Source organism: Serratia sp. G204Y, assembly GCF_051172435.1.
In the GTDB taxonomy this organism is placed as follows: domain Bacteria; phylum Pseudomonadota; class Gammaproteobacteria; order Enterobacterales; family Enterobacteriaceae; genus Serratia; species Serratia sarumanii.
Map to the genome: position 1 here is coordinate 924,056 of NZ_JBPIZA010000001.1, position 21,692 is coordinate 945,747.

21 protein-coding genes, 2 tRNA genes and 2 other RNA genes are annotated in these 21,692 nt (G+C 58.2%); 9 read left to right on the top strand and 16 right to left on the bottom strand.

Annotated features, from left to right (window positions below):
* Positions 1-9 precede the first annotated feature (9 nt).
* The 3 genes from ACSBQQ_RS04575 to yeaG all read right to left on the bottom strand — a co-directional run bounded on the left by ACSBQQ_RS04575 (position 10) and on the right by yeaG (position 3,913).
* Complete coding sequence (locus ACSBQQ_RS04575) at positions 10-240, bottom strand: hypothetical protein (protein ID WP_004932237.1); 231 nt, start codon at positions 238-240, stop codon at positions 10-12.
* A gap of 337 nt (positions 241-577) precedes the next feature.
* Positions 578-1,846 carry a YeaH/YhbH family protein gene (locus ACSBQQ_RS04580; protein ID WP_033634813.1) on the bottom strand — a complete coding sequence of 423 codons (1,269 nt, stop codon included), beginning with the start codon at positions 1,844-1,846 and terminating at the stop codon, positions 578-580.
* A gap of 132 nt (positions 1,847-1,978) precedes the next feature.
* On the bottom strand, positions 1,979-3,913 hold the full coding sequence (gene yeaG / locus ACSBQQ_RS04585; RefSeq protein WP_004932230.1) for a protein kinase YeaG: 1,935 nt from the start codon (positions 3,911-3,913) through the stop codon (positions 1,979-1,981).
* A 42-nt stretch (positions 3,914-3,955) separates the two neighbouring features.
* Here yeaG and ACSBQQ_RS04590 point away from each other — a divergent pair, with 42 nt between their 5' ends.
* Positions 3,956-4,231, top strand: a complete 276-nt coding sequence (locus ACSBQQ_RS04590) for a hypothetical protein (protein ID WP_154067234.1) — start codon at positions 3,956-3,958, stop codon at positions 4,229-4,231.
* Between the two features lie 108 nt (positions 4,232-4,339).
* Positions 4,340-5,104, top strand: a complete 765-nt coding sequence (locus ACSBQQ_RS04595; RefSeq protein ID WP_033647613.1) for a MipA/OmpV family protein — start codon at positions 4,340-4,342, stop codon at positions 5,102-5,104.
* A gap of 94 nt (positions 5,105-5,198) precedes the next feature.
* On the opposite strand, the gene ACSBQQ_RS04600 is transcribed toward ACSBQQ_RS04595, so the two are convergent.
* Entirely contained in the window at positions 5,199-6,074 is an 876-nt protein-coding gene (locus ACSBQQ_RS04600; protein WP_033634810.1) for a D-hexose-6-phosphate mutarotase, read from the bottom strand.
* A 207-nt stretch (positions 6,075-6,281) separates the two neighbouring features.
* Positions 6,282-7,277: a glyceraldehyde-3-phosphate dehydrogenase gene (gapA, locus tag ACSBQQ_RS04605; protein WP_004932222.1), complete on the bottom strand. Its 996-nt coding sequence runs from the start codon at positions 7,275-7,277 to the stop codon at positions 6,282-6,284.
* A 348-nt stretch (positions 7,278-7,625) separates the two neighbouring features.
* Between gapA and msrB the strand changes: the two genes are divergently transcribed.
* Both msrB and ACSBQQ_RS04615 read left to right on the top strand, forming a co-directional pair.
* Positions 7,626-8,039, top strand: a complete 414-nt coding sequence (msrB, locus tag ACSBQQ_RS04610) for a peptide-methionine (R)-S-oxide reductase MsrB (RefSeq protein WP_004932219.1) — start codon at positions 7,626-7,628, stop codon at positions 8,037-8,039.
* A gap of 63 nt (positions 8,040-8,102) precedes the next feature.
* Positions 8,103-8,375, top strand: coding sequence for a YeaC family protein (locus ACSBQQ_RS04615; protein ID WP_033634809.1), 273 nt, complete (start codon positions 8,103-8,105; stop codon positions 8,373-8,375).
* A 46-nt stretch (positions 8,376-8,421) separates the two neighbouring features.
* Here ACSBQQ_RS04615 and ACSBQQ_RS04620 read toward each other — a convergent pair whose 3' ends face one another.
* The 4 genes from ACSBQQ_RS04620 to sppA form a co-directional block, all read right to left on the bottom strand.
* Positions 8,422-9,699, bottom strand: coding sequence for a glycoside hydrolase family 18 protein (locus ACSBQQ_RS04620; protein ID WP_033647611.1), 1,278 nt, complete (start codon positions 9,697-9,699; stop codon positions 8,422-8,424).
* Between the two features lie 232 nt (positions 9,700-9,931).
* Positions 9,932-10,564: a bifunctional nicotinamidase/pyrazinamidase gene (gene pncA / locus ACSBQQ_RS04625; RefSeq protein ID WP_033647610.1), complete on the bottom strand. Its 633-nt coding sequence runs from the start codon at positions 10,562-10,564 to the stop codon at positions 9,932-9,934.
* Positions 10,565-10,586: 22 nt separating this feature from the next.
* Complete coding sequence (gene ansA, locus ACSBQQ_RS04630; RefSeq protein WP_033638505.1) at positions 10,587-11,603, bottom strand: asparaginase; 1,017 nt, start codon at positions 11,601-11,603, stop codon at positions 10,587-10,589.
* Positions 11,604-11,696: 93 nt separating this feature from the next.
* Positions 11,697-13,553 (bottom strand): signal peptide peptidase SppA, encoded by a 1,857-nt coding sequence (gene sppA / locus ACSBQQ_RS04635; protein ID WP_033634806.1) that lies wholly within the window; start codon positions 13,551-13,553, stop codon positions 11,697-11,699.
* Positions 13,554-13,713: 160 nt separating this feature from the next.
* On the opposite strand from sppA, the gene ACSBQQ_RS04640 reads away from it, so the two are divergent.
* From ACSBQQ_RS04640 to ACSBQQ_RS04660, 5 genes are all read left to right on the top strand, one after another.
* On the top strand, positions 13,714-14,265 hold the full coding sequence (locus ACSBQQ_RS04640; RefSeq protein WP_004932204.1) for an NAD(P)H nitroreductase: 552 nt from the start codon (positions 13,714-13,716) through the stop codon (positions 14,263-14,265).
* Between the two features lie 157 nt (positions 14,266-14,422).
* Positions 14,423-15,466 carry a selenide, water dikinase SelD gene (gene selD / locus ACSBQQ_RS04645; RefSeq protein ID WP_033647609.1) on the top strand — a complete coding sequence of 348 codons (1,044 nt, stop codon included), beginning with the start codon at positions 14,423-14,425 and terminating at the stop codon, positions 15,464-15,466.
* A gap of 8 nt (positions 15,467-15,474) precedes the next feature.
* A complete protein-coding gene (gene mnmH, locus ACSBQQ_RS04650) occupies positions 15,475-16,584 on the top strand; it encodes a tRNA 2-selenouridine(34) synthase MnmH (RefSeq protein ID WP_060427960.1) in 1,110 nt (369 codons plus the stop codon).
* Positions 16,584-18,509: a DNA topoisomerase III gene (locus ACSBQQ_RS04655; RefSeq protein ID WP_060427962.1), complete on the top strand. Its 1,926-nt coding sequence runs from the start codon at positions 16,584-16,586 to the stop codon at positions 18,507-18,509. The genes mnmH and ACSBQQ_RS04655 overlap by 1 nt, the downstream gene beginning before the upstream one ends.
* Positions 18,506-18,802, top strand: coding sequence for a YnjH family protein (locus ACSBQQ_RS04660; RefSeq protein WP_033647604.1), 297 nt, complete (start codon positions 18,506-18,508; stop codon positions 18,800-18,802). Before ACSBQQ_RS04655 ends, ACSBQQ_RS04660 begins: the two co-directional genes overlap by 4 nt.
* 21 nt (positions 18,803-18,823) lie before the next feature.
* On the opposite strand, the gene ACSBQQ_RS04665 is transcribed toward ACSBQQ_RS04660, so the two are convergent.
* From ACSBQQ_RS04665 to ACSBQQ_RS04695, 7 genes are all read right to left on the bottom strand, one after another.
* The gene (locus ACSBQQ_RS04665) at positions 18,824-19,225 is read right to left on the bottom strand and encodes a pyrimidine (deoxy)nucleoside triphosphate diphosphatase (RefSeq protein WP_033647603.1); all 402 of its coding nucleotides are present in this window, start codon (positions 19,223-19,225) and stop codon (positions 18,824-18,826) included.
* Positions 19,226-19,269: 44 nt separating this feature from the next.
* Complete coding sequence (xthA, locus tag ACSBQQ_RS04670) at positions 19,270-20,076, bottom strand: exodeoxyribonuclease III (protein WP_033647602.1); 807 nt, start codon at positions 20,074-20,076, stop codon at positions 19,270-19,272.
* 101 nt (positions 20,077-20,177) lie between these two features.
* A complete protein-coding gene (locus ACSBQQ_RS04675) occupies positions 20,178-20,750 on the bottom strand; it encodes a TIGR00730 family Rossman fold protein (protein WP_004932190.1) in 573 nt (190 codons plus the stop codon).
* 179 nt (positions 20,751-20,929) lie between these two features.
* Positions 20,930-21,056: non-coding RNA, RtT sRNA (locus tag ACSBQQ_RS04680), on the bottom strand.
* Between the two features lie 47 nt (positions 21,057-21,103).
* Positions 21,104-21,230, bottom strand: a non-coding RNA gene (locus ACSBQQ_RS04685) — RtT sRNA.
* 47 nt (positions 21,231-21,277) lie between these two features.
* Positions 21,278-21,362, bottom strand: a tRNA-Tyr gene (locus tag ACSBQQ_RS04690).
* A 96-nt stretch (positions 21,363-21,458) separates the two neighbouring features.
* Positions 21,459-21,543, bottom strand: a tRNA-Tyr gene (locus ACSBQQ_RS04695).
* Between the last annotated feature and the right edge of the window lie 149 nt (positions 21,544-21,692).

Genomic DNA, 21,692 nt, shown 5'->3' on the forward strand with positions numbered 1-21,692 from the left:
TATATCGCCTTAGCGTCCGTTAACGCCGATCATTTCTATGGCTGCACGATGCAACCGCTGAAAATAATCATCGGGCTGTTTTTCTATCTCCTGGATAAGGCTGGCTAGCAGGTTCTGTTTGGTTATCGGCTTGTTGGCGGTCAGCACCAGCAGCACGTTTTTGCCAAGCAGGCAGCATATTTGCTTATGGTATTCATCAACATCGTGCTTGTTGAGGCCATAGAGGGTGTAATCGATCATGATGTCTAACCTGCTGACAGGTAAATGCCCGCCGCAGCGGGCTGAGAAGCCATAGAAAAATAAAATGAGGCAAATTTCGCTTAGGAAGAGACTTAAGCGACGGGGTAACGATAACTGAATGGGAATATTCCTATCAAGCCGTGTGGGCACAGAGGCGAATGTTTAGGAATAACCTCAGAAGAACAAATAATAGAGACGGCCGTTCTGGGGAATCTGACTTATTATTGATATTGCCATTGCCTAAAAATCAAACATAGATGATGTAAATATATAATGCGAAAAAGAAACAGCCGGAAAACGGCGTTTTCCGGCTGTGGTGACATTCACGCGACGTTATTCACACGGTCTGTTTGCGAAACAGTTCGCGGAATACCGGATAGATATCGTCTGGTTCGCGGATATGCTGCATGGCGAAGTTATCGAATCTCGCCTGCAGATCCTCATATTCGCGCCACAGCGTTTGATGAGCGCGGCGAGTGATTTCTATGTAGCTGTAATAACGCACCATCGGCAGGATCTTCTTCGCCAACAGCTCATGGCACAACGGTGAATCGTCGGCCCAGTTGTCGCCGTCCGACGCTTGCGCGGCGTAAATATTCCATTGCGCCGGGTCATAACGCTCTTCGACCACGTCGTTCATCAACTTCAGCGCGCTGGAGACGATGGTGCCGCCGGTTTCCTGCGAATAGAAGAACTCCTGTTCGTCCACCTCTTTCGCCTGGGTGTGATGGCGAATATAGACCACCTCGACGTTCTTGTAGGTTCGGCTCAGGAACAGATAAAGCAGAATGTAAAAGCGCTTGGCCATGTCTTTGGTCGCCTGATCCATCGAACCGGACACGTCCATCAGGCAGAACATCACCGCCTGGCTGGAAGGCTCCGGCCGGCGCTCATAGTTTTTGTAGCGCAGGTCGAAGGTATCGATAAACGGTACGCTTTCGATTTTCTTGCGCAGTTCGGCAATTTCCTTGCGCAGCCGCTCCTCTTCCAGCAATTGCACCGGTTCGGTGTTTTCCAGCTGGGTCAGCGCGTCTTCCAGCTCGTGCAACGCGCGTCTTTTACCGGCGGTCATGGCGGTACGTCGCGCCAACGAGTTCTGCAGCGAACGCACGACGCTGATGTTGGCCGGCACGCCGTTGGCGGTATAGCCGGCGCGATGGGTTTTGAACTCGGTCAGTTGCTTGTACTGATTCTTTTTCAGGTTGGGCAGGGCGAGATCCTCGAACAGCAGATCGAGGTACTCGTCTTTGGAGATCTGGAAGACGAATTCATCCTGGCCTTCACCGTCCTGGCTGGCGTTGCCCTGGCCGCCGCCACCGCCTGCGCCACCCTGAGGCCGCTCAACGCGATCGTTCTGCACGAAGTGGTCATTGCCCGGGTGAACGCGATGGCGAGTGCCGCCGCGCCCCTGATGAAACATCGGTTCGTTGATATCGTCAGTGGGGATGGAGACAGACTCCCCGCTGTCTACGTCGGTGACCGAACGCTTGTTGATGGCTTCGGCAATCGACTGTTTGATTTGCGACTTGTAACGGCGCAAGAAGCGCTGGCGGTTCACCATGCTCTTGTTTTTGCCGTTCAGCCGCCGGTCAATGAAATAGGCCATACTTCCCCCAAACGACGTTGCCAACTCTTCATGTCCCGGCCGCGACAGCGCAATATGCCAGCCCCTCCCTGGGCTGCGCTGCAACGTCCATGACTGTGGACATGGCCCTGATAATGCCGCTTACCTGAGGCGTTATGAGGATTTTCTGACCCGCAGATACCATTCACACAGCAGGCGCACCTGCTTGCGGGTATAGCCTTTCTCCATCATGCGGTCGACGAAGTCGTCGTGTTTCTTCTGCTCGTCCGTCGATGTTTTGGCGTTAAACGAAATGACCGGCAACAGCTCTTCGGTATTGGAGAACATTTTCTTCTCGATCACGGTGCGCAGCTTCTCGTAGCTGGTCCAGTTCGGATTACGGCCGTTGTTGTTGGCGCGGGCGCGCAGCACGAAGTTCACGATTTCGTTACGGAAATCTTTCGGGTTGCTGATGCCGGCCGGCTTCTCGATTTTCTCCAGTTCGGCGTTCAACGACTCGCGGTCGAACAGCTGACCGGTGTCGGGATCGCGATACTCCTGATCCTGGATCCAGAAGTCCGCGTAGGTCACGTAACGGTCAAAAATGTTCTGCCCGTATTCCGAGTAGGATTCCAGATAGGCGGTCTGGATCTCTTTGCCGATAAACTCGGCGTATTTCGGGATCAGATAGCCTTTCAGGTGCTCCAGGTATTTCTCGGCCAAATCCTGCGGGAACTGTTCGCGTTCGATCTGCTGCTCCAGCACATAGAACAGGTGTACCGGGTTGGCCGCCACCTCGGCGTGATCGAAGTTGAATACCCGCGAGAGGATTTTAAAGGCGAAACGGGTGGAGAGGCCGTTCATGCCTTCGTCAACCCCAGCGTAGTCGCGGTACTCCTGATAGGACTTGGCTTTCGGATCGGTATCCTTGAGGCTTTCGCCGTCATACACGCGCATTTTCGAGTAAATGCTCGAGTTTTCCGGCTCTTTCAACCGCGACAGCACGCTAAAGCGCGCCAGCGTCTCCAGGGTGCCCGGCGCGCAGGGCGCGTGGGTCAGCTCGCTGTGATCCAGCAGCTTGTCGTAAATTTTGATCTCTTCCGACACGCGCAGGCAGTAAGGCACCTTGACGATGTACACGCGGTCGAGGAACGCTTCGTTGTTCTTGTTGTTACGGAAGGTCACCCACTCGGATTCGTTGGAGTGCGCCAGAATGATGCCGTTGAACGGCAGGGCGGAGATGCCCTCGGTGCCGTTGTAGTTGCCTTCCTGGGTCGCCGTCAGCAGCGGGTGCAGCACCTTGATCGGCGCTTTGAACATCTCGACGAACTCCATAATCCCCTGGTTGGCGCGGCACAGGGCGCCGGAGTAGCCGTAGGCGTCCGGATCGTTCTGCGCATGGTTCTCCAGCTTACGGATGTCCACTTTACCGACCAGCGCCGAGATGTCCTGGTTGTTCTCATCGCCCGGTTCGGTTTTGGCGATGGCGATCTGCTCCAGGATGGAAGGGCGCACTTTCACGACTTTAAACTTGGTGATGTCGCCGCCGAACTCATGCAGGCGCTTCGCCGCCCACGGCGACATGATGGTGCCGAGATAGCGACTCGGGATGTTGAACTCTTTTTCCAGGATCGAGGCATCTTCCTGCGGGTTGAACAGGCACAGCGGATGATCGTTGACCGGGCTGCGTTCGCCGTTGGCGCTGAGGGTGTAGATGGGCACGCGCTGCATCAACGCCTTAAGACGCTCCGCCAGCGAGGATTTACCGCCGCCCACCGGGCCCAGCAGGTAAAGGATCTGTTTCTTCTCTTCCAGGCCCTGCGCGGCGTGTTTCAGGTAAGAGACGATCTGTTCGATGGCCTCTTCCATGCCGTAGAATTCTTCAAAGGCCGGATAGCGTGCGATCACGCGGTTGGAGAACAGGCGCGACAGGCGTGATTCTAGCGCAGTGTCGACCATCACAGGTTCACCGATAGCCATCAGCAGACGTTCGGCCGCGTTGGCATAGGCACTGCGATCTTGCCGGCAAATGGTAAGAAATTCCTGCAGTGTGAACTCTTCGTCCTTGGCAGCTTCGTAGCGCTGGCGATAGTGGTCAAATATGTTCATGATGCCCGTCCTTTCGTTATTAGCACAGGTTAAAGAGAGCGTGTGATAGTGTTCTGGCCCCCGGAAGATGAGAATACGCCTGAGTACAGCAACCCGTATGCCAACTTGGTGCGCTTATTATCGCGAGTTGCGCTGTTTGCCACTGGGCTCAGGATAAATTCACCTTCTGATTTAAGCTTAGTTTGCTTGCCGGAAAATTTCCTGCCGCAGAAAAAGCTTTTTTTAAGTCATATCAATGACTCAGTTATTACAGTGGAAGCCAAATGCCTTGTCTGGCGCGGCCTGCAGGATGAAACGTCATCGTTCCGCCATGATTAATTCATAATTCCGCTATAAGTTATTCGATCTTGGTCGTTTTCTATTGTAAAGATTAGGCGCGCAACTAAATTTTCACATAAACTATTGCGGCTATTAACCCTGTAATTTATGGAAAAAGAACCAGTGAAGATTTCAAAACTCAAAACGCTAGCAATTATCGCTTCCGCAATGGTTTGTGCGCAAAGTGCTCAGGCGGGAACCTGGTCACTCGGCGCCGGCGCGCTGGTTAGCCCGGACGCGTATCGCGGTTATCAGGATCGCGTATATCCGGTGCCCGTCATCGACTATGAAGGTGACGACTTCTACTTCCGTACTCTGACCGCCGGTTACTACCTGTGGAAAGATCAAGAAAACCAGCTGAGCATCATGGGTTACTACACGCCATGGGGCTACCGCCCTGGCGACAGCGATGACGATCGCATGAAGCGTCTCGACAAACGCCGCGGCACGCTGATGGCCGGCCTGGCTTATTCGCACCACGCGGAGTGGGGCACCCTCCGCACCACCTTCACCGGCGACACGTTGAACTACAGCAACGGGCTGGTGGGCGATGTGGCTTATCTGTACAAGTTTGATCTGGACGCGCTGACGCTGGTCCCGGGCGTAGGCGTGATGTGGAACAGCAAAAACCAGAACAAATATTACTACGGCGTCAGCGCCAATGAATCGCGCCGCAGCGGCCTGGACAGCTATACCCCAGGCGATAGCTGGGCGCCGTACCTTGAGCTGAGCGCCAATTACCAGATCAATAAAAGCTGGAACGCCTTCTTCCTCGGCCGCTATGTGAAGTTGTCGGATGAAGTGAAAGACAGCCCGATGGTGGATAAATCCTACACCGGTTTGTTGATGACGGGTGTGAGCTACACCTTCTAATCACGCATTGCACGATTATCGTGCGTGGCGTGCATCAAAAAGGGGCGCAGGCGCCCCTTTTGCACATCTGCAGTGCGCTGTCGCGCGCGGCGCCTCAAGCCTTCTTACGGCTGCGGAAGGTCACGCCCAAACGGGCGGGCTGCTCGCCGGCGGCGACCAGCGGTTTGCTGACGCGCCCGGTCTCGATGCAGACCATGGTCTTGTAACCGTCGTTCGGCATATCCCCCATGCTGCAGGAGAGCTCCACGCCGGGGTTCCAGGCGATGACGTCGCTCATATGATGGTGGTGAACCTCTATGGTGCGCGCGAGCGCCGGATCGCGGATCTGGCTGAAGGCCTCCGGGCGGGTATAGACGCGGTCGGTTTGGCCGACGAAGGTCACTTCGCCTTCCTGAAGCGCCTCTGCGCCGCCCGCCACCTTGTCGATATAAGGCTCGCCCAGACCCGCCACGCTGACCCGATCGATGTCGCCGACCTGGAAGTAACTGTGCAGCGCCGCCGTGGCCTGATAATCGCCGTGCGATTCCAGTTCGATTTCGCACTCCGCACCCAGCTTGAAGCGGGCAATCAGCGTGAAGGCGTGCGGCCACAGTTTGCGGGTCTGCTCATTGTCCTTCAGCGTAAAGGTCAGGATGACGCCGTTGTCATCTTCATCGTGCGCCGTCAGGCTCCAGGGCTGGTTGCGGGCAAAACCGTGGGAGGGTTGCGCCACCGGGCCGAACCACGGCCAGCAGATCGGCACGCCGCCGCGGATGGCCTTGCCTTTGGCGAAGGGGGTATTGTTGCTGAGCCAAATCACCGGCTGCTCACCGCTGGGCTGCCAGGCCAGCAAATGGGCGCCTTGCAGCGCGACGGCCGCGCGCACTTTCGGATGCGACACCACAACCACGCCCAGCTCATCGAGTTGCCGCTGGCTGATGTATGGCGAAATCTGTTCGGAAACGGGCAGGGTGAAAATTTTCTCGTTCATTTCATGACCTATTGTTTGCCGGAGATACACATGAACCCTATAGCTTTCGGGTCACAGCTAGGCGGCAAGCGCAGGAACTCCCAGAAGCTTACTTAAGTAAGTGACTGGGATGAGTGTGTGCAGCCAACAACGCGGTGACTCGAAAGATGACGGGTAAAAAAAGGGCGACAAAAATGTCGCCCTCATTATCAGCTTAACATCATGCCATTACTTGGAGATGTGAGCGATCAGATCCAGAACCTTGTTGGAATAACCGGTTTCGTTGTCGTACCAGGAAACCAGTTTCACGAAGTTGTCGTTCAGTGCGATACCGGCTTTGGCATCGAACACGGAAGTCAGCACTTCGCCGTTGAAATCGGTGGAAACCACGTCGTCTTCAACGTAGCCCAGAACGCCTTTCATAGAACCTTCAGCGGCGTCTTTGATGGCTTTCTTGATTTCTTCGTAGGTAGCCGCTTTTTCCAGACGCACGGTCAGGTCAACAACGGATACGTTTGGCGTCGGTACGCGGAACGCCATACCGGTCAGTTTGCCTTTCAGCTCTGGCAGAACAACGCCAACCGCTTTCGCTGCGCCGGTAGAAGAAGGGATGATGTTCTGGGATGCGCCGCGGCCGCCGCGCCAGTCTTTGTGGGACGGGCCATCAACGGTTTTCTGAGTGGCGGTGGTCGCGTGAACGGTGGTCATCAGGCCTTCAACGATACCGAAGTTGTCGTTGATGACTTTAGCCAGTGGCGCCAGGCAGTTGGTGGTGCAAGAGGCGTTGGACACGATGTCCTGGCCGGCATATTTATCAAAGTTGGCGCCGCGCACGAACATTGGGGTCGCATCTTTGGATGGGCCAGTCAGAACCACTTTTTTGGCGCCGGCGGTGATGTGCTTACGTGCGGTTTCGTCGGTCAGGAAGATACCGGTCGCTTCAGCAACCACGTCAACACCCACTTCGTTCCACTTCAGGTTAGCCGGGTCTTTCTCTGCGGTAACACGGATGGTTTTGCCGTTAACAACCAGGTGGCCGTCTTTAACTTCTACCGTACCGTTGAAACGGCCGTGAGTAGAGTCATACTTCAGCATGTAAGCCATGTACTCTGCGTCCAACAGGTCGTTGATTGCAACGATCTCGATGTCAGAACGCTCTTGAGCAGCACGGAAAACAATGCGACCGATACGGCCAAAACCGTTGATACCTACTTTGATAGTCATATATTCCACCAGCTATTTGTTAGTGAATAAAAGGTTGGTTGTAAAATTACAAAAACCTTACCCAGCGTCAAGCGGAATCGTGTCAATTCTTGCGGCAAGTCAAACCGGAAGGGTGGTTTTGCACGCTTATTGCACAGTCCATTTGCGCTCGGCCTCATCCGTTATATGGGGACAAGCCGCCAAGTATAAAGTCAGCATACGCAAGATGTGTGATCGCTATCACATATCATCGTGACGTGGCCTTTATGGGCTACAGTTTAGGCCAAAAACCCCTGCAGCGGTGTTAATTTTTTGTTATTATTAATCATTGTTTTCGTTGACATTATCCACATTCAGAGATAAGCACAAATGGCTAAAGAGACAACCCCCGGTCATCCGGTCACGGAACTGAATGAAATCCAACGTTATGTGACGCAACAGCGCGGCACCGAAGCGCCGTTCAGCGGCAAATTGCTGCACAACAAGCGCGAGGGCGTGTACCATTGCCTGTGTTGTAACCAGCCGCTGTTCTATTCCGAAACCAAATACGATTCCGGCTGCGGCTGGCCGAGCTTTTATGAGCCGGTTTCCGCCGATGCTATCCGTTATCTTGATGATAATTCACATAATATGCATCGTGTTGAAATCCGCTGCGGCCATTGCGACGCGCACCTGGGGCACGTTTTCCCCGATGGCCCGCAGCCGACCGGCGATCGCTACTGCGTCAATTCCGCTTCACTGAGCTTTACCGATGGCGAAAATGGCGACCAAACGGCTGGTTAAGTGGTAATTTAACCAACAAAATCGATTCAGCTAATTATTCATCCGTAAGCGAGAAGGGCTCTGATGGACGTGAAAGATCTGATTGCGGCGATGACGCCCGAGATATACCAGCGCCTGGTACAGGCGGTTGAGCTGGGCAAATGGCCGGACGGCGTGGCGCTGACGCCGGAGCAAAAAGAAAACAGCCTGCAGGCGGTGATGCTGTGGCAGTCGATGAACAACGTCGATCCGCAGCACATGAGCATCGGCACCGACGGGCAGATCGTGATGAAGAGCAAGCAAGAGCTGAAACAGCAGTTCGTTGCCGAGCCGTTGGCCAAACTCAAACCGCAGTAAGGCTTCCCTAATGAAAGCGGGGCGATGTCGCCATCGCCCCGTCGATTCACCGTTTTTCGCCCTTAATTCCCAGCGATTCCGCCAGCTGCTGCGCCAGCCGATTGTTGTCATCCGCGCCGTATTCCCAGAACATCGCACCGCCCAATCCCTGACTTTTGATGTATTCGGCCTTGATGGCCACCGAACGCGGATTCTCGTAGGAGATTGCGAACAGCGGCTTGCCTTCGGCGGATTGCAGCGTCAGGTAAGGCACTTTGGCGTCGTCATCCCAGTGCTCGCGAAAACGATGCTGCGGATCGTTGAGCAATTTGCTGACGATATCGTGGTATTTAAAGTAAGTGTCTTTGCTGAGATCCAGCCCCAGCGCGTTGAACAGGGCGGTTTCTCGCGCGCTGAAGTAAGGTTGCGTCACCGGATGTTTGGCGGCGTCCGGCTTGTCCCAGTCGATACCCGCCTCGGTCGCCCGTTTCGGAACCCGGCCGTAGAAACCGATGCCCAGGTTCATCTGCGCCGGTTTCAGGCCGGCAGCCAGATAATTCTTGACCACGAAATCGGCGCTGTAGCGATCGGCGGCCGCCACGGTTGGCCAACGCTTTGAATCGTACAGGTTGGCATTGAAGTACTGCGTGCCGTAAGCCATGTCGTAGGTCATCAGATTGATGTAGTCGAGGTAAGGGGAAATGCTTTTCACATCAACCCATTCCTGCGGGCTTTTGACGTTGGCCCCGACGGCGATGGTTAACAGCTTGCCTTTACCCAGCGCCTGATGAAGCTCTTTCAGCAGCAGGGTGAAGTTGTCGCGATCCGCCGGTTGGCTTTCCACCAGCCCCCAGGCGCCGTTCACCGGATATTCCCAGTCCAGATCGATACCATCCAGCTGATACTGGGCGATCACCTGCAGCGCGGAACGGATGAATATCGCCCGGTTTTCCGCAGTTGCCGCGGCGGCGGAGAAACCCCGTGCGCCCCAGCCGCCGACCGACAGCAGCACTTTCAGCTCGGGGTTCTGCTTGCGCAGCGTCGGTAGCCGTTGCAGATCGGCCATCACCTTCGGCGACAGGTAGATCTGGTGGCGGCGAGCGGGGTCTTTCAACACCGCATTGGTTTCGTCTTTCTCGCCGTTGTAGATCAGTCCGAACGAATAGTTGAGGTGGGTGATTTGCGTGACGTCCAGCTTGTCGATGTCGCCACCGGGGCCGGCGGTGACGTCGCCGCCGCCGTTGAAGTAGCCGACGGAGAGATAAGCCGCCTGGGCCGTGCCTGCGCCGGCCATAGCCAACTGCACCGCCGCCAGCAAAGGCAGCAGTTTTCGGGTTATTTTCATGTCTTTCTCCTTGGGTCGGCAAGGCCGACCGTACCGCCAGAGGCGGTCACAATAAAGCCGGGCTCAATGGGCCTCGGATGCGTATAACCGATTGACGCCAAAAGCGTCGCAGCCATAACAGCAAAAGCGCCTGCTGCTCACAAGCCGTTGGGGAAGAAGAAGGGCGATATTGTGAGCGGCGTCGAAATTTTCGCCACCGCGCAGAGAGGGCGCTGATGGCGCCCTGGAGGATTTAGTTGGCGAGGAATTGTGACAGGGTAACCAGTTGCGCACCGGCGCACGCCATGTCCTGCAGCGCCCGCTCGCTGTCGTCCGGCTGCAGATTCACGCCGCGGCAGCCGTCGACGATCACCTGCGTTGGATAGCCGGCGGCCAGCGCATCCAGCACGCTGAACTTGACGCAGTAGTCGGTCGCCAGGCCCATGATTGCCAGCCGCTGGACGCCCTGCGATTGCAGCCAGCCGTGCAGTTCGGTCTGCGCTCGGTGGCCGTTATCGAAGAATGCGCTGTAGCTGTCGATATCCGTATCCTGCCCTTTGCGAAAAACGGCATTGATATGTTGCCGCTGTAACTGGGGGTGAAAATCGGCGCCGTGGCTCCCTTGCACGCAGTGCACCGGCCACCACACCTGCGGCAGGCCTTCCAGCTCGCCGAGGGTGCCGACCTGCGCATGGGAGTTCACCGCAAAACTGCGGTGATTGGCGGGATGCCAGTCCTGGCTGGCTACCACCGGTTCGCCACGCGCCAGACAGGCGGCGATCGCCTGATTGGCCACCGGGATGACGGCGTCGCCCGCCGTGACCGCCAGCGCGCCGCCGGGGCAGAAATCGTTTTGCAGATCGATCAACAACAGGGCCGTTTTCATCTCCGCTCCAGAGTTCAGTAGGTTAACCGTTGATGCTCAGCTCGCCGCGCAGGTCTTGCTGCATCAGGGCGCGGATTTGTTCCGGCGTCAGCGGCTGGCTCAGCAGGTAGTGCAGCTTGGTCAGGGCGGCTTCCACCGTCATGTCGAAACCGCTGATCACCCCGGCGTGCGCCAGCGCGTTGCCGGTGGCGTAGCCTTCCATATTGACGCGCCCGGAGATGCACTGCGTCAGGTTCACCACCACGATGCCGCGTTCTGAGGCCGCGCGCAACTCGTCGATCAGCTCGGCCTTCTGCGGCGCGTTGCCGACGCCGTAGGAACGCAGGATCAGCGCTTTGACCGGCTGCAGCAGGAAGTTGCGCACCACCGCGCCGGAAATGCCCGGATAGATAGTGACCACGCCGATCGGCTGCGGCGTAATGTCGTGCACCCGCAGCGCGCCGTTGCATGGCGGGCTGTCGATGCCTTGCTGGCGGCGAATGTGAATACCGGCTTCCAGCAGCGGCGGCAGATTCGGGGAGGCGAAGGCGTCGAAGCCGTCGGCGTGCGCTTTGGTGGTGCGGTTGCCGCGGAACAGCTTGTTGTTGAAGAACAGGCTGACTTCATTCACCGGATGGTTGGCCGCCAGATACAGCGCGTTGAGCAGGTTGGTCTGGCCATCGGAGCGCAGCTCCGCCAGCGGAATCTGCGAGCCGGTGACGATCACCGGTTTAGCCAGGTTTTCCAGCATGAAGGAGAGTGCCGACGCGGTGAACGCCATGGTGTCGGTGCCGTGCAGGATCACGAAGCCGTCGTAGCGATCGTAGTTCTGCTTGATGTCGTCGGCGATGTGCTGCCAGTCTTCCGGTGTCATATCCGAAGAGTCAATCAATGGCGCATATTCATGAATGGTGAAATCCGGCATTTCCGGGCGATGGAATTCGGGCATCAGCGCCAGCTGGCGCTGCAGGTGGCCGGAAACCGGGATATAGCCGTGATCGGAACGCTGCATGCCGATGGTGCCGCCGGTGTAGGCGACGTAAATGGATTTCTTTTGCATGGTCATGATTTTAACAAAGATAAGATGGGCTGAATTATAGGGGCATGGCGGCAGAAAAAAAGCCCGGCGATGGCCGGGCTGCAGAATTATTTGTTAGCGGACTTCTCCGCAGGTGAGACAGATCGCATAACGGTTTTGCGGATCGTTCAGGTTATTGAACAAACCCGGCTGTTCTTTCACCGCGTTGGCGACCGAGGCCAGCGGAGCGGGCAGCATGGCCTGAATCGCCGCCGGCAGCATGGCGTGAACGGAAACGCCGAACTGGCTGAGCACCATATCGCTCAGGCTTGGGGTATCGACGAACCAGTTGAGCTGCCACTGCTGCAGCTTCGCCAACTCGGCGGCTTTTTTCACCGCGTCGTCGAAATCGCCCAATTGATCGACCAGGCCGTTGGCCTTGGCGTCGCTGCCGAGCCAGACGTGGCCCTGGGCGATTTGGTCAACCTGCTGCGGGGTCATCTTGCGCGATTTGGCGACCAAATCGAGGAAGTTCTTATACCCGTTTTCGATGTTCAGCTGCATCATCTGCGAGAACTCCTGCGGCAGCGCCTTGGTGACCGCAATGTCGGCCAGCGGCGAGGTCGCCACGCCATCGGTGTGCACGCCCAGCGTATCCAGGGTTTTCTCGTAGGTGTTGATGATGCCGAAAATGCCGATGGAACCGGTCAGGGTGCTCGGGCTGGCGATGATGTAGTCGGCCGGCGTCGAAACCCAGTAGCCGCCCGACGCGGCCATGCCGCCCATCGAAACCACCACCGGTTTGCCGGCGGCGCGCACGGCGGCCAGTTCGGAACGGATCACTTCGGATGCGCTGACGCTGCCGCCCGGGCTGTTGACGCGGAACACCACGGCCTTGATGGCCGGATCCAGACGGGCTTGACGCAGTTCGGCGGCGGTGGTATCACCCCCGACGTTACCCGGCGTCTGCGGGCCGTCCATGATGGCGCCATTGGCGAAGACCACGGCGATCTTGCCGCCCTGATTGGCGTCCGGCTTCGGCTGATAGTCGTAGATGCTGATGGCGTTGAAATCGTTCGCCTGTTTATCCCAGCCGAAGGTCTTGACCAGCTGATTTTCGATCGCGGTGCGCGAGGCCAGCTCGTCCACCAGCTTATTGTCCAGCGCATAGCGAGCGGTGTCGCCACCGGCTGCCTGCAGGCCGCTCAGCACGCCGGCGGCGCCCGGGAACAGCTGCTGTGGCGTCAGCTGGCGGTTGGCCGCGACGGTTTCCAGATAGTTCTGCCACAGGCCGCCAATCCAGCGGCTGTCCGCTTCGCGCGCCGCCGGAGACATATCGTCGCGGATCAGTGGTTCGACCGCCGATTTATAGGTGCCGACGCGGAAGATATTGGTGGTGACCTTGAGCATGTCCAGCAACGACTTGTAATACAGGTTGTTGGTGGCGAAACCGTGCAGATCGACCGCGCCCTGCGGCGACAGATAGACCTTGTTGGCGTAGCTGGCCAGGAAGTATTGCGTCTGGTTGTAGCTGTCGCCGATGGCGAAGATCGGTTTGCCGCTGTCGCGGAACTCGCGCAGCGCCTTGCCGATATAGCGCAGCGACGGCTGATCGGCGCCGACGAAGTCATTCAGCTGCAACACCATGCCGGTAATGTTTTTATCGTCTTTGGCCTTGCGGATGCTATCGACCACGTCGAACAGCGAGTTTTCCTGCAGACGGCTGCTGGAGGCGCCCAACAGCTCGCGGCCCCATTGCCGCACCCGGTTGTTTACCGAGGGCTGATCGACCACCACGCCGCTTAAATCGACCAGCAGCGCGCCGCGCGCCGGGGCCGTCGTGGTGGAGGAACTTTGGAAGGACAGATAGATGCCAACCCCAACCAGGATCAGCAAGACCAGGAACAGGTTAAGGATCAGTTCCCTGATAAAATTCAGCAGACGCCATGTCCACCGGAAAATGCCGGCAATAATTTGCCACAATGTGCGCATGTGCTCTCCAACAAGAGTCGAGAATGTTCCGCTATCCTAATGAGCGGCCGGGGAAATGTCAGCTTTAAATCGTGGCACACAGACGCTATCGCCGAGGCTGTAACTCGTCGTTTAGCTATGTTAACGTGGCCGGAATGAAAATTGTTATCAGGAGTTTACGATGGATGCTCTGGATCTTTTATTGAATCGCCGCTCGGCTTCGCGCCTGGCGGAACCGGCGCCGGCGGGGGAAGTGCGCCAAAATATCATCAACGCGGGCCTGCGTGCGCCCGATCACGGCGCGCTGCAGCCGTGGCGTTTCGTGATGATCGAAAATCAGGGTCTGGAGCGCTTCAGCCAGCTGCTGCAGGCGGCGGCGAAACAGGATCAGCTGGACGAAGCGGCGATCGAAAAGGCCACCAAGGCGCCGTTCCGCGCGCCGCTGATCATCACCGTCATTGCGCACTGCACTGAAGAGACCAAGGTGCCGCGCTGGGAACAGGTGGTTTCCGCCGGTTGCGCGGTGCAGGCGATGCAGATGGCGGCGCTGGCGCAGGGCTTTAACGGCATCTGGCGCACCGGCGCCTGGACCGAGCATGCGCTGGTGCGCGAAGCCTTCGGCTGCCGCGAGCAGGACGAGATCGTCGGTTTCCTCTATCTGGGCACGCCGCAGCTGAAGGCCGCCACCAAGGTGACGCCGCCGGACAGCACGCCTTTCGTCAGCTATTTCTGAGTTTTCTCCCGCGGGGCGCGGCGAAAATGCGCCAAACCCCGCAAAATCGCATGGTTTCTGAGCAGGCCGTTCGCTTATAGGCGACCTGCTCTTATCAATCCCTTCGGCAAGCGCTACCCTATGTTATCTTGAGTGCCGTTACCGAAGGGAGTGGACTATGACATCGCCAGCGATCCGTTTAACCCAGTACAGCCATGGCGCTGGCTGCGGCTGCAAAATCTCACCGAAAGTTCTCGAAACCATCTTGCACAGCGAGCGAGAAAAGTTTGTCGATCCGCGCCTGTTGGTCGGCAATGAAACCCGCGACGACGCGGCGGTGTACGACATCGGCAACGGCGTCGGCATCATCAGCACCACTGACTTTTTCATGCCGATCGTCGACGATCCGTTCGATTTCGGCCGCATTGCGGCAGCCAACGCCATCAGCGACGTGTATGCGATGGGCGGCAAACCGATCATGGCGATCGCCATTCTCGGCTGGCCGATCGCCAAGCTGCCGCCGGAGGTGGCGCAGCAGGTGATCGACGGCGGCCGTTTCGCCTGCCAGCAGGCGGGGATCGCGCTGGCCGGCGGCCATTCCATCGATGCGCCGGAACCTATTTTCGGCCTGGCGGTCACCGGCGTGGTCAATATCGAGCGGGTGAAGAAAAACAGCGCGGCACAGGCCGGGGCGAAACTCTATCTGACCAAGCCGCTGGGCATCGGCGTGCTCACGACCGCCGAGAAACAAAGCAAACTGCGCACTGAGCATCAGGGCCTGGCGACCGAAGTGATGTGCCGCCTGAACAAGCCGGGCGCCGATTTTGCCGAGGTGGCGGGCGTCACGGCGATGACCGATATCACCGGTTTTGGCCTGCTGGGCCACCTGAGCGAGGTGTGCCAGGGCTCCGGTCTGCAGGCGACGGTCTGGTTCGATCGGGTGCCGAAGCTGCCGGACGTCGAGGCGTATATCGCCGAAGGGTGCGTGCCGGGCGGCACCGGGCGCAACTTCGACAGCTATGGCCATCTGGTGGGCGAGATGAGCGATTTGCAGCGCCAGCTGCTGTGCGATCCACAAACCTCCGGCGGCTTGCTGTTGGCGGTATTGCCAGAGGCGGAAGCGCAGGTGCTGGCGATTGCCGGGCAGCACGGTATCACCCTCAACGCTATCGGTGAATTGCATGCCGCACAGACCGGGCAGCCACTGATCGAGGTCGTGTAGTGTCCCACATGCAAGGAAGGCCGGACAGCGACGATTACCCACGCATTTTCCTGCAGGACGTGCCGCTGATTGACGTGCGCGCACCGATCGAATTTCAGCAGGGCGCCTTCGCACAGGCGGTGAATTTACCGCTGATGATCGACAGCGAACGCCAGGCGGTCGGCACCTGCTATAAGCAGCATGGGCAGCAGGCGGCGATCGCGCTCGGCCACAGCCTGGTGAACGGCAAACTGCGCGAACAGCGCACCGCCGCCTTGCTGGCGGCCTGCGCAGCGCGGCCCGCAGGCTATATTTACTGCTTCCGCGGCGGGCTGCGCTCGCAGCTGGTGCAGCAATGGCTGCACGAGGCCGGCGTGGATTATCCGCGTATCACTGGCGGTTATAAGGCGCTGCGCAATTATCTGCTCGGTGTACTGACGCAAAGCGCGCAATTGCCGATGGCCCTGGTGGGCGGCAATACCGGCAGCGGCAAGACGCTGCTGGTCAACGAACTGGCCGACGGCGTCGATCTGGAAGGCGCGGCGCGCCATCGCGGTTCATCTTTTGGCCGAACGCTGGCGGGGCAGAGCTCGCAGATAGATTTTGAGAATCGTCTGGCTGTGTTATTGCTGAAAAAACAGCATGGTGGCAGCCGCCGTTGGGTGCTGGAAGACGAAGGGCGGATCATCGGCAGCAACAATCTGCCGTTGCCGTTGTTCAACGGCATGCAGCAGGCGCCGGTGGCGGTGATCGACGATCCGTTCGATATTCGTCTGGCGCGTCTGCAGGCCGAATATATCGACGGTATGCGCGAACAGTTCGAACAGGCCTATGGCATGGAAGAGGGCTGGCGGCAGTACGACGACTATTTGCATCATGGCCTGTTCGCCATTCGCCGCCGTTTGGGCCTGGAGCGCTTCCAGCAGTTGACGCAGCGGCTGGAGGCGGCGCTGCGGGCGCAGCGCCTCAGCGGCGAGGGCGACGCGCACCGCGAGTGGTTGGCGCCTCTGTTGCAGCAGTACTACGATCCGATGTATTGCTATCAGCTGGAAAAGAAAGCCCAGCGGATCGTCTTCCGCGGGAACTATGCAGAAGTAAGAGAATTCTTGATGACGTTCAGCCAGAAAAACGGTGATTAATGCGACTGTTCATAGCCGAGAAACCGAGTTTGGCGCGCGCCATTGCCGACGTCTTGCCCAAGCCGCATCGCCGCGGCGACGGCTATATCGCCTGTGGCAACAACGACGTGGTGACCTGGTGCGTCGGCCATCTGTTGGAGCAGGCCCAGCCTGACGCCTATGACAGCCGCTATGCGCGCTGGTCGTTGGCGGATCTGCCAATCATCCCCGAAAAATGGCGCTTGCAGCCACGCCCTTCGGTCAGCAAACAGCTCAACGCCATTAAAAAGCTGCTGCACGAAGCCGATGAAGTGGTTCACGCCGGTGACCCGGATCGCGAGGGGCAACTGCTGGTGGATGAGGTGCTGGACTACCTGGATTTGACGGCGGAGAAGCGCCAGAACGTGCGCCGCTGTCTGATCAACGATCTCAATCCGCAGGCGGTGGAGCGTGCTGTCGAGCGTCTGCGCGACAACCGTGATTTCATTCCGTTGTGCGTGTCTGCGCTGGCGCGTTCGCGCGCCGACTGGCTGTACGGCATCAATATGACCCGCGCCTATACGCTGCTGGGCCGCAACGCCGGTTACGACGGCGTGCTGTCGGTGGGCAGGGTGCAGACCCCGGTGCTCGGATTGGTGGTGCGCCGCGATGAAGAGATCGAAAACTTCGTGCCAAAAGACTTCTTTGAGGTCAAGGCGCACATCGTCACGCCGAAAGAAGAGCGCTTCGTGGCGCTGTGGCAACCCAGCGACTCCTGTGAACCTTATCAGGATGAAGAGGGGCGTTTGCTGCACCGGCCGTTGGCGGAGCACGTGGTCAAGCGCATCGAGGGGCAGCCTGCCCTGGTCACGTCCTATAATGATAAACGGGAATCAGATACCGCGCCGCTGCCGTTCTCGCTCTCTACGCTGCAAATCGAGGCGGCCCGGCGCTATAACCTCAGCGCGCAACAGGTGCTGGACGTTTGCCAGCGGCTGTACGAAACCCACAAATTGATCACCTATCCGCGTTCCGACTGCCGCTATCTGCCGGAAGAACATTTCGCCGGCCGCCACGCGGTGCTGAACGCCATCAGCGTGCACCAGCCTGAGTTGTATCCGCAGCCGGTGATCGACAGCGATCGCCGCAACCGCTGCTGGGACGATAAAAAGGTCGATGCGCACCACGCCATTATTCCCACCGCCCGCGCCGGCAAGGTGAATCTGACGCAGGATGAACGGAATGTGTATGGGCTGGTGGCGCGCCAGTACTTGATGCAATTCTGTCCGGATGCGGTGTTCCGCAAATGCGTGATCGAGCTGGATATCGCCGGCGGCAAATTCATCGCCAAGGCGCGTTTCCTGGCGGAGGCCGGTTGGCGTACGCTGCTGGGCAGCAAGGAGCGCGACGAGGAAAACGAAGGCGCGCCGCTGCCGGTGGTGGCCAAGGACGATGAGCTGCTGTGCGAGCGCGGTGAAGTGGTGGAGCGCCAGACGCAGCCGCCGCGGCCGTTTACCGACGCCAGCCTGTTGTCGGCCATGACCGGCATCGCGCGGTTCGTACAAGATAAAGCGTTAAAGAAAATCCTGCGGGCGACCGATGGTTTAGGTACGGAAGCGACGCGAGCGGGGATCATCGAATTGCTGTTCAAACGGGCGTTTCTGTACAAGAAGGGGCGCTATATTCACTCCAGCGAAACCGGGCGCGCGTTGATTCACTCGCTGCCGGATCTTGCTGCGCGTCCTGATATGACGGCCAACTGGGAAGCCACGCTGACGCAAATCAGCGAGAAATCCTGCCGCTATCAGGACTTTATGCAGCCGTTGGTCGGCACGCTGCAAGAGCTGATTTATCAGGCCAAGCAGAGCCGGGCGAGCATGGCGTTTCGTGGGTTGCCGCCGCCGCCTTCCAGCGGGGGCAAAAAACGCAGGAAAAGCGCCGGCAAGGCGCAGGAGAAGAGTGAATGAAGCATGGACTCAGTGGGGTTTTAGTCGCCGCAGTCTTGGCGTTTTCCGGCCTGGCCGCCGCCAATCGCGGCGATGTGGACGTGGTGTTGCCGGTTTCGCCGGAGATTTGGGGCACGGCCAAAAACGGCGTCAACCCGCCGCCGGCGCAGCCCTGCAACCGCTGTTGCGTCTACCAGAACCAGAATTATTCCGAAGGGGCGGTGCTCAAAGTCGAAGGGGAAGTGCTGCAGTGCGTGCGTGAGCCTAACACCATCGGCACCAACCCCTTGATTTGGGTGCGATTGAAGAAGTGACGATGTAACCCATCGCCGCGCTCAGCGCGCATCGCCTTGCGCGGCGATATAGTCCGCCAGCAGTGGAACGTCGGCGGGCGCCAGGGCGTATTCCTGCGCCTGTTGCGGCGTGACCCAGACCAGCGCCGAGTGGCAATGCAGCTGCAATTCACCGGAGAACGCCGCGACTCGCCAGGCATGCAGCCGGATGAGGCGTTCGCCTTGCTGCCACTGATTGCTGCCCACATGCTCGCCGATACGGGCGCAAATCCCCAACTCTTCATCCAGCTCGCGCGCCAGCGCCTCTGGCTGGCTTTCGCCGGCTTCAACCTTGCCGCCGGGAAACTCCCACAGACCGGCCTGATCGCTGCCTGCGCCGCGCTGGGCCAGCAAAATGCGGCCGTTCTGTTCCAGAATGGCGGCTACCACGTCGATAATTTTCATTGGCTTCACAGAGTAAAACCCCGGCGAGCGCCGGGGTGATGGGTTTACAGCGTGAATTCCGCCCACACCGGCGCATGGTCGGAAGGTTTCTCCATCCCACGGGTTTGGTAATCGATGCCGGTGGCGATGCAGCGCGAAGCCAGCGGGGTGCTGGCCAGCAGCAGATCGATACGCAGGCCGCGGTTGTCGTCGAACCCTTTGGAGCGGTAGTCGAACCACGAGAATTCGTCGCTGCGCCCCGGGTTGGCGTGGCGGTAGGTGTCCACCAGCCCCCAGTTCAGCAGGCGCTCCATCCATTCGCGCTCTTCCGGCAGGAAGGAACACTTGCCGGTGCGCAGCCAGCGTTTGCGGCTGTCTTCGCCGATGCCAATGTCATAATCGCTTGGGCTGATGTTCATGTCACCCATAATCAACACTGGGGATTCCGCCGACAGCTGCTGCTCCAGGTAGTTTTGCAGATCCTGATAAAAGCGTGTTTTAGCCGGGAATTTGATCGGGTGGTCGCGGCTTTCACCTTGCGGGAAGTAGCCGTTGATCACCGTCAGCGTGCCCTGCGGCGTAGCCAGATCGGCCATGATGATGCGACGCTGCGCATCTTCTTCATCGGTCGGGAAACCGCGGCGCACGGCCAGAGGCTCCGCTTTGGTCAGCAGCGCTACGCCGTAATGGCCTTTTTGCCCGTGATAGAACACGTGATAGCCGTGCTGGCTGACTTCTTCCAGCGGGAACATGTCGTCGTGAACTTTCGTTTCTTGCAGGCCGATCACGTCGGGCTGGTGCTGTTCGATAATTGCCGCCAGCTGATGCGGACGCGCGCGCAGTCCATTGATATTAAAAGAGACAAACTTCATGAGCGGTGCCGTTTTCACGAGAAAAATGTGCTGTGATAGTAGCAGAGTTTGGCGGGAAATGTAACGCAGACAGCGGCGGGACCGCTGGCTGCGCAGCGGCTTTATTTCGCCCAGCGGTCGTAATTTTTGGGTTGATAGTCGTCAAACTGTTGCAGCAGCGTTTGCGCCGATTCACTGATGTGCAGGGTGCCGAGGTAGTCGTGGCGCATAAAGCCCTGATCGGCGACGTGCTCGAGGAACTGGCTCAGCGGGCGGTAGAACCCGTTGACGTTGAGCAGGCCGACCGGTTTGTTGTGATAGCCGATTTGCCCCCAGGTCCAGATTTCAAACAGCTCTTCCAGCGTGCCGATGCCGCCGGGCAGGGCGATAAAACTGTCCGCCAGCGCCGCCATACGGGCTTTGCGCGTGTGCATATCCGGCACCACTTCCAATTCAGTCAGGCCGCGATGCGCGGTTTCCGCTTCAACCAGGCGCTCGGGGATAATGCCGACAGCTTCACCGCCCGCCGCCAACACCGCGTCCGCCACGATCCCCATCAATCCTTTTTTGCCGCCGCCGTAGATTAAACGGCGCCCCTGTGCGGCCAGCAGCTGCCCCAGTTGACGAGCCTGCTCGGCATAAGCGGGATTGACGCCTTCGCTGGCGCCACAAAAAACGCAAATATTGTTTCGCATCCACCTGTTCCTTACTGCACTAAAGAAGCCAGTGGTATAGCGAATTGTCGGTCTTAGTTCAAGTTACGGTTGGATGAGAGCAAACAAAACGGCTGGGTGAAAGCGGTGAATAAGGGAAGATAGCTTGAGTTTTATTGGTGCGAGGATAATGAGTCGATTTGGAAATGTTCTGCAAGAGATGGTGGTGGGGGAAGGATAATTCGTCGCTGCGCGACTCACCCTGCGGGCCGCGCTGAAGCGCGTTGTCTCACTGCGTGAGACTCGAACCTTGTCGAAGCTTCTCATCCTTCCCCAGTGCGGAGCATTATGGGGGCGATGTGCTTTAAGTTTATTTGGGGTTTTCTATAAAGAGATGGTGGTGGGGGAAGGATGATTCGTCGCTGCGCGACTCACCCTGCGGGCCGCGCTGAAGCGCGTTGTCTCACTGCGTGAGACTCGAACCTTATCGAAGCTTCTCATCCTTCCCCAGTGCGGAGCATTGTGGGTGCGATGTGCTTTAAGTTTATTTGGGGTTTTCTATAAAGAGATGGTGGTGGGGGAAGGATTCGAACCTTCGAAGTCTGTGACGGCAGATTTACAGTCTGCTCCCTTTGGCCGCTCGGGAACCCCACCATGGTATTCATGGATTTACAAATTGTCGTTCCAGTTTTATCCGGAAGAAACCTGGCCGGTTTCTTTACTGCGTCCTCGCTCCTGGCGGAGAGAAGATGGTGGTGGGGGAAGGATTCGAACCTTCGAAGTCAGTGACGGCAGATTTACAGTCTGCTCCCTTTGGCCGCTCGGGAACCCCACCATATACATGGCTATTTAACTGGCCTTGCTTGCGAGAGCGCTGTCTCGGTAAGCGGGGCGCATCATATCAAATGAAGCGGATGTGTAAAGCATTGAAATGCAGAAAATGAATCGTTTGCCGTTTTTTTATTCTTGGCGGTGCATCCCTGA

Bases quoted from the DNA above. Each gene is read 5' to 3' on its own strand.
- ACSBQQ_RS04640 (WP_004932204.1), top strand. From the start codon at position 13,714: ATGGATGCTCTGGATCTTTTATTGAATCGCCGCTCGGCTTCGCGCCTG.
- msrB (WP_004932219.1), top strand. From the start codon at position 7,626: ATGGCTAAAGAGACAACCCCCGGTCATCCGGTCACGGAACTGAATGAA.
- ACSBQQ_RS04575 (WP_004932237.1), bottom strand. From the start codon at position 240: ATGATCGATTACACCCTCTATGGCCTCAACAAGCACGATGTTGATGAA.
- mnmH (WP_060427960.1), top strand. From the start codon at position 15,475: ATGCAAGGAAGGCCGGACAGCGACGATTACCCACGCATTTTCCTGCAG.
- ACSBQQ_RS04600 (WP_033634810.1), bottom strand. From the start codon at position 6,074: ATGAACGAGAAAATTTTCACCCTGCCCGTTTCCGAACAGATTTCGCCA.
- selD (WP_033647609.1), top strand. From the start codon at position 14,423: ATGACATCGCCAGCGATCCGTTTAACCCAGTACAGCCATGGCGCTGGC.
- ACSBQQ_RS04615 (WP_033634809.1), top strand. From the start codon at position 8,103: ATGGACGTGAAAGATCTGATTGCGGCGATGACGCCCGAGATATACCAG.
- sppA (WP_033634806.1), bottom strand. From the start codon at position 13,553: ATGCGCACATTGTGGCAAATTATTGCCGGCATTTTCCGGTGGACATGG.
- ACSBQQ_RS04620 (WP_033647611.1), bottom strand. From the start codon at position 9,699: ATGAAAATAACCCGAAAACTGCTGCCTTTGCTGGCGGCGGTGCAGTTG.
- yeaG (WP_004932230.1), bottom strand. From the start codon at position 3,913: ATGAACATATTTGACCACTATCGCCAGCGCTACGAAGCTGCCAAGGAC.
- pncA (WP_033647610.1), bottom strand. From the start codon at position 10,564: ATGAAAACGGCCCTGTTGTTGATCGATCTGCAAAACGATTTCTGCCCC.
- ACSBQQ_RS04655 (WP_060427962.1), top strand. From the start codon at position 16,584: ATGCGACTGTTCATAGCCGAGAAACCGAGTTTGGCGCGCGCCATTGCC.
- xthA (WP_033647602.1), bottom strand. From the start codon at position 20,076: ATGAAGTTTGTCTCTTTTAATATCAATGGACTGCGCGCGCGTCCGCAT.
- ACSBQQ_RS04675 (WP_004932190.1), bottom strand. From the start codon at position 20,750: ATGCGAAACAATATTTGCGTTTTTTGTGGCGCCAGCGAAGGCGTCAAT.
- ACSBQQ_RS04595 (WP_033647613.1), top strand. From the start codon at position 4,340: ATGGAAAAAGAACCAGTGAAGATTTCAAAACTCAAAACGCTAGCAATT.
- ACSBQQ_RS04665 (WP_033647603.1), bottom strand. From the start codon at position 19,225: ATGAAAATTATCGACGTGGTAGCCGCCATTCTGGAACAGAACGGCCGC.
- ansA (WP_033638505.1), bottom strand. From the start codon at position 11,603: ATGCAAAAGAAATCCATTTACGTCGCCTACACCGGCGGCACCATCGGC.
- ACSBQQ_RS04660 (WP_033647604.1), top strand. From the start codon at position 18,506: ATGAAGCATGGACTCAGTGGGGTTTTAGTCGCCGCAGTCTTGGCGTTT.
- gapA (WP_004932222.1), bottom strand. From the start codon at position 7,277: ATGACTATCAAAGTAGGTATCAACGGTTTTGGCCGTATCGGTCGCATT.
- ACSBQQ_RS04580 (WP_033634813.1), bottom strand. From the start codon at position 1,846: ATGGCCTATTTCATTGACCGGCGGCTGAACGGCAAAAACAAGAGCATG.